General features: G+C 38.2%; 10 protein-coding genes. All 10 read right to left on the bottom strand.

Annotated features, from left to right (window positions below; genetic code table 11):
• Positions 1-7: 7 nt before the first annotated feature.
• The 10 genes from ybeY to CRN97_RS00215 all read right to left on the bottom strand — a co-directional run bounded on the left by ybeY (position 8) and on the right by CRN97_RS00215 (position 12361).
• Complete coding sequence (ybeY, locus tag CRN97_RS00260; RefSeq protein WP_074790504.1) at positions 8-505, bottom strand: rRNA maturation RNase YbeY; 498 nt, start codon at positions 503-505, stop codon at positions 8-10.
• A complete protein-coding gene (locus CRN97_RS00255) occupies positions 502-1695 on the bottom strand; it encodes an HD domain-containing protein (protein ID WP_097075428.1) in 1194 nt (397 codons plus the stop codon). The genes ybeY and CRN97_RS00255 overlap by 4 nt, the downstream gene beginning before the upstream one ends.
• Positions 1695-2681: a PhoH family protein gene (locus CRN97_RS00250; protein WP_044934344.1), complete on the bottom strand. Its 987-nt coding sequence runs from the start codon at positions 2679-2681 to the stop codon at positions 1695-1697. The genes CRN97_RS00255 and CRN97_RS00250 overlap by 1 nt, the downstream gene beginning before the upstream one ends.
• Position 2682: 1 nt before the next feature.
• Positions 2683-3987, bottom strand: a complete 1305-nt coding sequence (locus tag CRN97_RS00245) for a pyrimidine-nucleoside phosphorylase (RefSeq protein ID WP_097075427.1) — start codon at positions 3985-3987, stop codon at positions 2683-2685.
• A 27-nt stretch (positions 3988-4014) separates the two neighbouring features.
• The gene (gene rlmH / locus CRN97_RS00240; RefSeq protein WP_044934340.1) at positions 4015-4494 is read right to left on the bottom strand and encodes a 23S rRNA (pseudouridine(1915)-N(3))-methyltransferase RlmH; all 480 of its coding nucleotides are present in this window, start codon (positions 4492-4494) and stop codon (positions 4015-4017) included.
• 179 nt (positions 4495-4673) lie between these two features.
• Positions 4674-5648, bottom strand: a complete 975-nt coding sequence (locus tag CRN97_RS00235) for an FN3 associated domain-containing protein (RefSeq protein WP_097075426.1) — start codon at positions 5646-5648, stop codon at positions 4674-4676.
• A 1-nt stretch (position 5649) separates the two neighbouring features.
• On the bottom strand, positions 5650-7320 hold the full coding sequence (locus tag CRN97_RS00230) for a formate--tetrahydrofolate ligase (protein ID WP_097075425.1): 1671 nt from the start codon (positions 7318-7320) through the stop codon (positions 5650-5652).
• Between the two features lie 16 nt (positions 7321-7336).
• Positions 7337-10096, bottom strand: coding sequence for an FtsK/SpoIIIE family DNA translocase (locus tag CRN97_RS00225; protein ID WP_242961977.1), 2760 nt, complete (start codon positions 10094-10096; stop codon positions 7337-7339).
• Positions 10097-10159: 63 nt separating this feature from the next.
• Positions 10160-11608 carry a glycogen synthase gene (locus CRN97_RS00220; protein WP_044934336.1) on the bottom strand — a complete coding sequence of 483 codons (1449 nt, stop codon included), beginning with the start codon at positions 11606-11608 and terminating at the stop codon, positions 10160-10162.
• A 24-nt stretch (positions 11609-11632) separates the two neighbouring features.
• Positions 11633-12361 carry a YebC/PmpR family DNA-binding transcriptional regulator gene (locus CRN97_RS00215; RefSeq protein WP_033154067.1) on the bottom strand — a complete coding sequence of 243 codons (729 nt, stop codon included), beginning with the start codon at positions 12359-12361 and terminating at the stop codon, positions 11633-11635.
• Positions 12362-12406: the final 45 nt, after the last annotated feature.

Genomic DNA, 12406 nt, shown 5'->3' with positions numbered 1-12406 from the left:
CTTTTCATTAATCTCGAGAAATATTTAGTATGTTTAATATCTCCCTTTGTTTTTCTTCCATAACAGAAGCTTCCTCCTCTGTCATGTGATCAAACCCCATTAAATGTAACATACTATGGGCTATAAGAAAAGCATACTCTCTGAGATTTGAATGCTGATATTCCTCTGCTTGCGCATGAATACGAGGAATATTAAGAACTATATCTCCAAGAATTACTTCTCCTGTCTCAGGATTAAATAAATCATCATCCTCCTCGATTTTTGAAAAATCACCAGGATTTTCATACTCAATCATTGGGAATGATAATACATCGGTAGGTGAATCAATACCTCTAAATTCTTTATTGATCACCTGTATACCATCGTTGTCTGTCAGAGTGATGCTCACTTCGGTTTCGAAAGGAAATTTCATATAATCCAAAGCAGTGTTCACCACATCTTTTGCAACTTTCTCGTAATCGAAGTCGAAATCAACTTCTGTTTCGCTTTCCATTAAAATTGTCATGCTAAAATATCCTCATTTGCTAAAATCTCACGAATCTTCAAGAACTGATTCATGGTCAGTCCTGAGTTGTCGTAGAAGCCTTTTTGTGAAAGCTCATTAATAGTTTGATATATAACCATATTTTGATTCCAACTACTGCTCATTGAATCAGAATCAAAAAGCTCTACCTTTGTTACAACTGAATCCACCATATGAACAATGGCCGATTCTTTTGAGCTAGGCAAAATAACTATTCCGCCATACTCAGCCAGGATTTGAATAACCTCAGCTGGGAAACAATGATTATTTGCAATTTTGATTGCGTTATCAATCATTGGCTCACCTTCGATTTTGCCAAGGCGATAATAAAGTCCTGCACAAGCAGCAAGATTTTCGTTGGCATTAATTGCCGCGGCACACTTTCTAGATAATCTGGAAAGCCTCATTGCATGCTGGTATTCGATGTAGGATAGCTTACGGATTTCATTGCATAGAGTGTAATCCGGATCCAAGAAGGTGTCGTATATCAATACCTGTTCTCTATCCACGAATCTGCTAATTACAGGGAAGATAGTCGCTATAATTAAGCATGCCACCACGCCATCAAGCAAGCCATAAAATAACACTGAAAATGATAACTCAAGATAATTAAAGTAATAAAAAACTATAGACACTAGTGTTGTAATTGCAAAAACCATAATTAGCGCATACAACTTTTGAAGTGTCTCTCCCTTTCTAAGAAATGCGGATAGCACACCGCCAAAAAGAATCAGCGTAATATAACAAAGAATAGTGTAACTATTGTAATCCCAGCAAAGAGATGTAAGCACCACCAAATAAAGACTGAACGCATTTGAAAGACTATCCTCAAAAACACTACTGGAAATGATAGGAAGCACTATGAATGGAGCAAAAAAATCAGGTGCCCACAACGACATAGCAATAACCAAAATCCATTCTACCAAAATAACGAATGTAATTTTTCCGTATGATATATAGTTTTTTTCTGGAAGCTTTTGCTCTAAACGTCTTCTGATGATAAGTAAAAACTGTAAACAAAAGAAACAAATATTAATTGCAACTAAGCAAATATATTTGTCCATAAGTACAGAGGCAAATGAACACATTAAAGTGTTGGCAATAATAAAAACAAACGCCATGCCTATTGCATACCATAATCTTGTAGTGGAAAAACGATTAGTCCATTTCATTATTTCGCCTTTTTATTCTTGCTTTGTAATTTTTTGTCGTGTACTTCATAAGCATTTACAATCTTTTGAACAAGTGGATGTCTAACAACATCCTTTGCGTCAAGATTGCAAATCTTTATATCATCAATGTTCTTCAAAACTGCCATGGCATCATCAAGACCTGATTTAACTCCTGTAGGTAAATCCTTCTGAGTCTTATCACCTGTGATTACAGCCTTTGAACCGAAGCCAATTCTTGTAAGGAACATTTTCATTTGGGCTGGCGTAGTATTTTGTGCCTCATCCAAAATGATGAAGGCATTATCCAAAGTACGACCTCTCATATAAGCAAGAGGGGCTACTTCTATAAGTCCCTTTTCCATGTTGCGCTGAAATGCTTCGGCGCCCATTATCTGATACAGAGCATCATATAATGGTCTAAGATAAGGGTCGACCTTGCTTTGTAAATCACCAGGAAGGAAGCCTAGCTTCTCTCCTGCCTCAATAGCTGGACGAGTAAGAATGATTCTAGAAACCTCCTCATTTTTAAAGGCTGTAATAGCCTTTGCCATAGCAAGATATGTTTTACCAGTACCTGCTGGGCCCACGCCAAATACAATCATGTTGTTAGTGATTGCATCTACATATTTCTTTTGTCCTAGTGTCTTAGGAGCTACAGGCTTACCTGTGGTTGTATGGCAAATTATCTCGCCTCTAGCTTCTGAAACATCATGATTTTCTATTTTTTCCTGCTCAATTGACATAATATAATTAACATCCTGTGTAGTTATAATACTGCCCTTTTTTGAAAGGGATAAAAGCTCATCCACAACAACGATTCCATGTTCAACATGGGATTTTTCACCTACTACTTTGATAACATCATCCCTAAGAATGAAGGAAATTCCCATCCCCTTTTCTATGGTTTTGATATTTTTATCAAACTGGCCAAAAATATTGTCGATGTGCTCAGCCGGAATACTAATACTTAAAGAAAAATCGCTCATTTTATTCAACAATATCAATAATCAAGTCCATGTGGTTACATTTTTCTGGAGCAATAACTGTAGCTGAGTTAATCATCTCCATTGCATTTTTAATCTTGCTCTCGTCATTTGCGTGAATATAACAAATAGGCTCGCCCTTTTTGATTTCATCCCCAACCTTTTTGTTAAGAACAATACCAACAGCCATATCAATAACATCTTCGAATGTCTCGCGACCTCCGCCAAGAGACATAGAAGCAAGACCAAATGCCTCTGCTTTCAATGCGTGAACATATCCATCAGCCTGAGCCTCAACTGGCACTACATATTTAGCCGGCTCAAATTTACTAATATCAGTTGCAAAGCTTGAATCGCCACCTTGCGCCTGAATGAACTCTACAAATTTGTTAAATGCACTACCATCTGCTACTGCATTTTCCATAAGCTTTCTAGCTTTAGCTTTATCAGTCTCAATTTCTGAGAAAACAATCATCTGAGAACCAAGCTCATAAACAACTTCCATTAAGTCCTCTGGACCATTTCCCTTTAAGGCATTGATTGCTTCAATAACTTCGAGATTGTTTCCTACTGCAAAACCAAGTGGCTCATCCATATTTGTGAGAACTGCAGCGATTTTCTTGTCTGCACGCTTTCCAATATCAACCATAGATTTTGCAAGCTCTAAGGCCTTTTCCTTTGTCTTCATGAAGGCACCATCACCAACTGTAACATCCAGAACAATAGCATCTGTACCAGCAGCAAGCTTTTTAGACATGATAGAACCTGTGATAAGAGAAATCTCATCAACTGTGGCTGTAACGTCTCTAAGTGCATAAAGCTTTTTATCTGCAGGAGCAAGATTTTTAGACTGGCCAGTAACTGCAATTTTAATATTATTAACCTGATTTATGAAAGCCTCCTCAGAAAGAGCTCCATTAAAGCCAGGAAAAGCTTCAAGCTTATCGATTGTGCCACCAGTATGGCCTAAGCCTCTACCACTCATCTTTGCAACAGGCACACCAATAGATGCGATGATTGGTCCAAGGACAAGTGTAACCTTGTCGCCAACACCACCTGTAGAGTGTTTATCAATTTTAACACCGTCAATTGAAGACAAATCAAGGATATCGCCAGAATCACGCATAGCCATAGTAAGATCATAGCGTTCTCTAACATTCATGCCTCTGAAATAGATAGCCATAAGAAGTGCAGAAATCTGATAATCAGGTATCTCACCATTTGTATATCCATTAACAATATGATAAATCTCCTGGGTAGAAAGCTCCTCTCCAAGTTTCTTTTTTTCAATTAAGTCGTACATTCTCATAGTAACAAAACCCCTTATATTTATTGCCTATTTATGATAAGGCTCGTTATTCATAATTCGCATTCCCCGATATATCTGCTCAAGTAAAACCACACGCATTAATTGATGAGGGAAAGTCATCTCAGAAAAAGAAATTTGATAATCGCTGCGCTTCATAACTTCATCAGAAAGCCCTAAAGAGCCACCAATAACGAAAGCTATGCTGCTATGTCCAGAGATTCCAAGATTCTCTATATATTTAGAAAAAGCAACAGAATCCAGTTGCTTTCCAAGTATTGCAAGAGCTATAACAAAATCTTTTTCTTTAATGTGCTTTAAAATTCTTTCGCCTTCTTTGGATTTTACAAGTGATATTTCAGTATCAGATGCATTCTCTGATGTCTTTTCATCAGAGACCTCTATTATCTCTAAATTGCAGTATTTCGAGAGCCTCTTTGAGTACTCTGAAATTGCATCTCTAAAGAATTTCTCTTTGATTTTACCTACGCATAGAATTTTAACATTCATAGGTTATATTTTAGCCCATTTGAATGATTTAGACAACATAAAAGACACGCCTGCGGTGACGTGTCTTTCAAAGGGAGAATAATGTTATGAAAAATGTATCTCTTAATGAGATGATGTAATGATACTAATTAATTATGTAAAAAATTCGGAAATCTTGTGAACATTCTGTTAAACATAAATTAGTTAGTAACATCAATTGTCATATCCTCTCCCGTACCTTCTTCTGGTTCCTCAACTTCAGGGTAAGTAATAGTGTATGTAGCACTAACAATATCAGAATATTCTCCTGCATCGTTCTGTGCTACAGCCTTTATTTCTGTAGTTCCCTCAGTCAAAGGGATTGGTTTTGTGTATTGTTTACCTGTTGTGATTGGGCTTTTGCCATTCAAGGTATAAAAGATTTTATAATCTCCGCTAACAGTAATCTGGATAAGAAGGTCCTCCTCATAATTACCACCAGCTAAATTAAATGTAGGTGCTGAAAGGAAATATGAATTAATCATCTCTGTAATTTCATCACTAGGTGATGTCTCCAGCAAAGCAGATATACCATCCATATCACCATTTGCATATAAAGCATCCAAAAGATATGAATATATCTTTTTGTTCGTAGGATCACTATCTAAAGCAAGATACAACATCTCTATGGCATCATCATAATCCTTAACCATGTAATACATACGGCCCAAACCATAAATAACCTCAAATGATGTAGGGTCGATTTCATATGCCTCTTCATAGTAACCTAAAGCCTTTGCATATTGCTCATTAGATTCTGCTTCTACAGCTTGATTCATGATATTGTCATAAGTGTGCGTTCCCATATAAGGAATAAACATACAAACACCTATCATGGCAACAAGCAAGCACGCTACCAAAAGAAAAGCCTTTATCTTTTTGGTAAAAACCTTTGGCTCAGCCTTAGATTGAGGTTGAGTCTTGGATGGTGTATTTGCAGCAGGTGCTTCTTCTTGAATTTGATAAACACCTGTAGCAAACTTATCATCCTTTGATTTGTTTTTATCTTCTACAACTTTTGAAAGTAATTCTTCTTCTAAAACATTGTAATCAGGCACAAGCTGAATAGACTCCCCACATGATGGGCAGTACATAAGACCATTTTCAATTTCAGCTCCACATTTTTTACATTTCATTTTAGAACAATCCTGTAATTACTCCATCGTCAGTAACATCGATATTATTGGCTGCTGGCTGCTTTGGAAGTCCTGGCATTGTCATAATACTTCCTGTTACAGCAACTACAAAGCCTGCACCAGCTGAAGCGTATACTTCACGAACATTTAAAGTAAAGTCTGTAGGACGTCCAAGCTTAGTAGCATCGTCAGACAATGAATACTGAGTCTTAGCCATACAAACAGGGAAATTACCCATTCCAAGCTCTTCTATTCTCTTTAATTCGCGTTCAGCTGCAGCTGAGTATGCCACATCCTTTGCGCCGTAAATCTCTGTTGCAACGGTTTTAATTTTATCTTTAAGTGAAAGTGAATCATCGTAAAGTGGCTTGAAATTGCTTTCTTTATTTTCTAGAACATAAAGAACCTTCTTTGCAAGCTCTACGCCGCCTTGTCCACCTTTCTCCCAAACCTCAGAAAGTGCAAATTCACATCCTCGAGACTCGCAGAATTCTCTAACGAAGTTAGTCTCGGCTTCTGTATCGGTAATAAATGAGTTAAGAGTAACTACTACTGGTACATTATATTTCTGAAGGTTTTCAATATGCTTTTCAAGGTTAACAATACCCTTCTTTAAAGCATCTAAGTTTTCTGTAGTAAGCTCTGTTTTAGGAACACCACCATTATATTTTAAAGCACGAACAGTTGCTACTAAAACAACAGCATCAGGCTTCAAGCCAGCCATTCTACATTTAATATCAAAGAACTTTTCAGCACCAAGATCAGCACCAAAACCAGCCTCAGTGATTGTGATATCAGCAAGCTTCATTGAAGCCTTAGTAGCTCTAACAGAGTTACATCCATGTGCAATATTTGCAAATGGGCCACCATGAACTATAGCTGGTGTGTGCTCAAGTGTCTGAATCATATTAGGCTTTAAGGCATCCTTAAGTAGGGCTGCCATAGCACCCGTAGCCTGTAAATCATTAGCTGTAACAGGCTTTCCGTCAAAACTATAAGCAACGATGATTCTTCCAAGTCGCTCTTTCAAATCTTTCATGTCGTTTGCAAGGCAAAGAATAGCCATGATTTCTGAGGCTACAGTAATAACAAAATGATCCTCGCGAACCATTCCGTCTGCCTTTGCTCCAAGACCTACGACAATATTTCTAAGGGCTCTGTCATTCATATCAAGACATCGCTTCCATACAATCTGTCTAGGATCAATTCCTAGTGAATTTCCCTGCTGAATATGATTATCAAGCATAGCTGCAAGCAAATTATTTGCAGATGTAATAGCATGAAAATCACCAGTAAAGTGAAGGTTCAAGTCTTCCATAGGAACAACCTGAGCATATCCACCACCTGCGGCACCACCCTTGATACCAAAGCAAGGTCCAAGTGAAGGCTCTCTCAATGCAAGACATGCCTTCTTACCAAGAACTCCCATTGCCTCACCTAAGCCAACAGAAGTTGTAGTTTTTCCTTCTCCAGCTGGTGTTGGATTGATTGCAGTTACAAGCACAAGCTTGCCGTCTTTATTATCCTGAATTTCGGATAACAATTCATCGGATAATTTAGCCTTATATTTTCCATAAAACTCTAAATCATCCTCCCTAATATCAAGTGAAGCTGCTACCTCCTTGATATTGACCATTTGTGCTTCCTGAGCGATTTGAATGTCTGACTTCATTTGAAATGACTCCCTTTTAATTTGCTTTTATTAGTTCTTCAAACTCTGAAATGGACATGCGTATTTCTCTAGGTTTAGTACCCATTTCAGGACCAACAACGCCTGCTTCCGCAAGCTGATCCATGATACGTGCCGCCCTATTAAAGCCTATCCTAAAGTTTCTTTGAAGATAGCCAATAGAACCCTTTTGATTTTCTATAACAAGACGACCTGCTTCATTGAATAGTTGATCTCTAGAATTATCAGGTTCTCCAGAGATTGACACTGAACCAGATCCAGTCTCAGAGTTTTGAATTTGAGCCTCTATATTCGAATCGTATTCTGCATTTTCGTTATTATTTTTAAGGAAATCAACTACTGCACTTACTTCATCATCACTGACAAAGGCACCCTGTACACGAATAGGCTTAGAAAGATTTTGTGGAGCATAAAGCATATCACCATTTCCAAGCAAATCCTCTGCACCATTCATATCAAGAATAACTCGTGAATCTGTTCCAGATGAAACAGAAAAAGCAATTCTTGAAGGAACATTAGCCTTGATAAGACCAGTAATAACATTAACAGTAGGCTTCTGTGTAGCGATAATCAAGTGAATACCTGCTGCTCTGGCAAGCTGAGCCAATCTAACAATTGAATCTTCTACATCGGCTGCAGCAACCATCATAAGGTCCGCAACCTCATCCAGAATAATAACAAGCTGGGACATTCTCACACGCTTTTCCTCTGGTATAGACTCAGGCAATGCATCAGAATCAACCTTTTCGTTGAACCCTTCGATATTACGCACTCCTGCCGCTGCCAAAAGCTCGTATCTATCTGTCATTTCCTTTACAGCCCAATGAAGAGCTCCTGCCGCCTTTTTAGCGTCAGTAATAACAGGTAAAAGAAGGTGAGGAATTCCATTGTATACAGAAAGCTCTACCATCTTTGGATCAACCATTATCATCTTAACCTCATCAGGTGTGGCATGATAAAGAATACTCATGATGATGGTATTGATACATACTGATTTACCAGAACCTGTAGCACCTGCAATAAGAAGGTGAGGCATCTTTTCAATATTTCCAACAACTACGCTACCTGAAATATCCTTTCCAACGCAGAAGGAAATCTTTGACTTAGCATTCTTGAATTCTTTCGAAGATACAAGCTCTTTGAAAGAAACCATTGTCTTTTCTTTATTTGGAACCTCAATACCAATAGCAGATTTGCCAGGAATTGGAGCTTCTATACGAACGTCAGTAACAGCCATATTAAGCTTAATATCATCAGAAAGGTTTACAACTTTTGATACTCTAGTACCCTCTGCGATTTCAAGCTCATATCGAGTAACTGATGGTCCCAAAGTAACCTCAGTAACATTAGCCTGAACACCAAAATTGCCAAGTGTACGCTGTAGCTTACCAGCCATCTCCTGAAGATACTCTCTAGAATCCCCTGCACCCTTCTTAGCATCCTTAAGTAATGAAATAGGTGGAAGCTTAAATGGCTTCTTAGGTTTCTTTTTATCTGACTCAATAGAAGCTCTAAGAGACTCTGAAGAATCTTCGATTTCTGCCTGAGTAGAAGCCGATGGCTTAGGCTTTCTAGTAGAAGTCACTGGTTCCATAACTGCTTCTGGCTCTGATGTAGGCTCTGGAGCAGGTGTAGGAGCCGGAGTATTAATAACAGGCTCCACTGGCTTAGGTGCAACAGCAACCTTTGGCTCAACCACTACTGGCTGCTCTGGCTCAATAAATGTAGCGGTTTCGTTTGTAGCCACAAGAGGTGTAACATTTTTGAAAGAATGTGTGCTCTTAGACTTTTTATCTCCGGAACGAAGGCGATGTCTGCTTGTGTTTGTAACTTCCACATCGGACTCTCCTTCTGCCATGTTTATCTTGATTTCGTTAACACCATCTGCAGACAATGATGCTTCTGAGAAATCTGGCATAAGTGTTGTGTTGGTAGTAACGCCAGAATGCTTTCTCTCTCTTCTTGAACCACCCTTTTGATTCATCTGCTCAAGCTCGAGAGCTTTTTCCTCGTTAATTTTATCAATAATAGCCTGACGGTCAGAATTATATCTGGTCTGATTTGCTTCACGTTCCATAAGCTGACGCTCTCTTCTTGCGCGTCTTTTAGCAGCTGCCCTATCAGCATGATATCTAGAGGATTGCTGCACTCTATCGAAAGCGAAACGCTCAATAATGATGATGGTAGAAACAACCATTGCGATAATATCTATTAAGTAAGCTCCAAACAAACCGAAGCTATCATATATTCCAAAAACGATGGCACCTCCTAAAAGGCCGCCACCATTGTGGTTATCCCTTGAATATTCAAATGTAGAAAGTGGTCCTAATACATCCTGCCCATGAATGATAAGCTCCACAAATACGCTAATAAATATAAGTAAAACAGAACCTGCAATAACTTTTGCTACTGCTACCTTGTTACCATAGTTTGAAATAATGAAAAATGCAGAAAATGCAACCATAAAAGGCAAGATAAACTGAATAATGCCAAAAATACCAAACAAGAAATCGGCAATGGCATTACCTACAACTCCACCAAGCCCAAAATTGCTAATGCAAAGTAAAATGCACAGCACTAAAGAACCCCAAAGGATGATTTCCTTTGAAGAATCCTCGAAAAATGGGTCCTCAAATTCAACCTCCATAGAAGCCTTTTTAGCTCTTGTGGAAGTAGATTTGTTGTTGCTTTTTTTAGTAGTGTTTCTGCGGGAATTATTTGATTTTCTTTTAGAATTATTCGTCCCTTTTGTTGCCAATATATAACCTCTTACAATCAAAAGAGAATAGTCAAGCTATTCTCTTTTGTAAATTACTATTTGTTAACCTATCAAATAGTTGTAAATATTTTCGTATTTTTCTTTTTGTACAGCCCAAGAATAGTTCTTGTTCATGCCACGCTCAACCATTTTATTCCACTGAGTCTTTTTATCGAAAAATACAAACTTACTGTAATTTACAGTGTTAAGAAGCTCGTCACCGTTGTAATTTGCAAATGAGAAGCCATCTCCTGTCTTTTTGTACTCATCAAAAGCTTCAACTGTATCGCTAAGACCACCAGTCTCACGAACAATTGGAACTGTACCGTATCTAAATGAAATAAGCTGTGTCAAGCCACATGGCTCGAATCTTGAAGGCATCAAAAATGCGTCCGCTGCCGCATAAAGCTTATGCGCAAGATTGTCGTCATAACAAATGTTAGCAGAAATCTTCTCTGGATACTTCCATGCATAATGCCTGAACATATTCTCGTACTTTGACTCGCCTGTACCAATAACAACAAGCTGAGTAAAATCATCAACTATTCCTTCAATGCAATAATTGATAAGATCAAGGCCTTTTTGATCTGTAAGTCTAGAAATAAGGCCGATCATGTATTTCTTAGGGTCAACCTCAAGACCTAAATCAGCCTGAAGCTTTGCCTTATTAACCTTTTTGTTTTTACGGAATGTAGAAACATCAAAGTTTTTGTAGATTTTAGAGTCCTTAGCAGGATCATATACATCGTTATCAATACCATTAACAATGCCCTGCATGTCGTAGTGACGAGCACGAAGCAAGCCATCTAGCCCCTCTCCATAGTATGGGGTCTGAATCTCGTCACAGTAGGTTGCAGAAACTGTTGTGATATAGTCTGCATAAACAAGACCGCCCTTAAGCATATTTCCGCATTTTTTGTATTCAAGCTTATCTGGTGTAAATAAATTCATAGACAAGCCAGAAATACCTGCTACTGTCTTTGTGTCCCACATACCCTGGAACTTAAGGTTATGAATAGTCATGACTGATTTCATTCCCCAGAAGAACTGGTCTCCCTGGAAATCATTCTTTAAATAAACAGGAATAAAACCTGTCTGCCAATCATGACAATGAATAAGATTTGGCTGGAATCCGATAAGTGGAAGCATTGATAAAACAGCCTTATCAAAGAATATAAACTTTTCAAGATCCCATCTATCCTCAGAATAAGGATAGAAACAATCGAAATAATCATGATTATCGATGAAGTAATAAGTAACCCCATCTAACTCATATTCAAAAACGCCAACATATCTAGTACCTACAAGTGGTCCCATGTTCATTTGGAAGCTAGTTAAAAACTTGAAGTCCTTCTTGTATTTCTCTGGAATAAATGTGTAGTATGGCAAAACCACCCTTACATCAAAGTACTCCTTTGAGAATTCCTTAGGAAGTGCTCCACAAACATCTGCCAATCCGCCGGTTTTGACAAATGGTACGCACTCGCTGGCAGCGAAAAGTATCTTATTCATAATTATAAACCCCTCAATTTTTATTTACTCATTCCAGTTGTGATATACGTTCTGAACATCATCGTCATCATCAAGAAGATCAAGAATCTTATTGATTTTGTAGAGATCCTGCTCATCTGTAAGATCAACGTATGTCTGAGGAATCATTGTAACCTCAGCATCAGCCATAGGAATGTTTTCAGCCTCAAGAGCTTCTCTAACTGCTGAGAAATCCTCTGGAGCTGTATAGATTTCGAAGCAATCCTCTTCCTCAGAGAAATCTTCTGCACCTGCATCAAGTGCAATCATCATAAGATCATCAGCTTCCATAGAGCAATCCTCTTTAGAAACGATAATCTGACCCTTATTATCAAACATGAAAGATACGCAACCTGGTGTACCGATGCTTCCGCCGCCCTTTGTAAATGCTGAACGAACGTTAGCAGCTGTACGGTTACGGTTGTCTGTAAGGCAGTCAACGATAATAGCTGTACCGTTAGGACCATATCCTTCGTATGTAACAGACTCGTAATTTACAGCATCTGCGTTACCAGCAGCCTTCTTGATACCATTTTCAATTGTTGCATTTGGTACGTTGTTAGCCTTAGCCTTAGCGATAACATCACGAAGCTTAGAATTATTATTAGGGTCTGGGCCGCCTTCCTTAACTGCTACAGCGATCTCACGACCAATTATTGTAAAAATCTTACCCTTTGCAGCATCATTCTTTTCTTTTTTGTGCTTAATATTTGCGAACTTTGAATGTCCTGACATAAAATTATTTACCTCTTTTCTATTCTAAATCTCAAAAAATTATAA

The organism is Pseudobutyrivibrio ruminis DSM 9787 (assembly GCF_900218035.1).
In the GTDB taxonomy this organism is placed as follows: domain Bacteria; phylum Bacillota; class Clostridia; order Lachnospirales; family Lachnospiraceae; genus Pseudobutyrivibrio; species Pseudobutyrivibrio ruminis.
This window is presented reverse-complemented; position numbering and strand designations above follow the sequence as displayed.

Excerpts from the sequence above, each read along its gene's own strand:
- ybeY (WP_074790504.1), bottom strand. The coding sequence starts at position 505 with ATGACAATTTTAATGGAAAGCGAAACAGAAGTTGATTTCGACTTCGAT.
- CRN97_RS00255 (WP_097075428.1), bottom strand. The coding sequence starts at position 1,695 with ATGAAATGGACTAATCGTTTTTCCACTACAAGATTATGGTATGCAATA.
- CRN97_RS00250 (WP_044934344.1), bottom strand. The coding sequence starts at position 2,681 with ATGAGCGATTTTTCTTTAAGTATTAGTATTCCGGCTGAGCACATCGAC.
- CRN97_RS00245 (WP_097075427.1), bottom strand. The coding sequence starts at position 3,987 with ATGAGAATGTACGACTTAATTGAAAAAAAGAAACTTGGAGAGGAGCTT.
- rlmH (WP_044934340.1), bottom strand. The coding sequence starts at position 4,494 with ATGAATGTTAAAATTCTATGCGTAGGTAAAATCAAAGAGAAATTCTTT.
- CRN97_RS00235 (WP_097075426.1), bottom strand. The coding sequence starts at position 5,648 with ATGAAATGTAAAAAATGTGGAGCTGAAATTGAAAATGGTCTTATGTAC.
- CRN97_RS00230 (WP_097075425.1), bottom strand. The coding sequence starts at position 7,320 with ATGAAGTCAGACATTCAAATCGCTCAGGAAGCACAAATGGTCAATATC.
- CRN97_RS00220 (WP_044934336.1), bottom strand. The coding sequence starts at position 11,608 with ATGAATAAGATACTTTTCGCTGCCAGCGAGTGCGTACCATTTGTCAAA.
- CRN97_RS00215 (WP_033154067.1), bottom strand. The coding sequence starts at position 12,361 with ATGTCAGGACATTCAAAGTTCGCAAATATTAAGCACAAAAAAGAAAAG.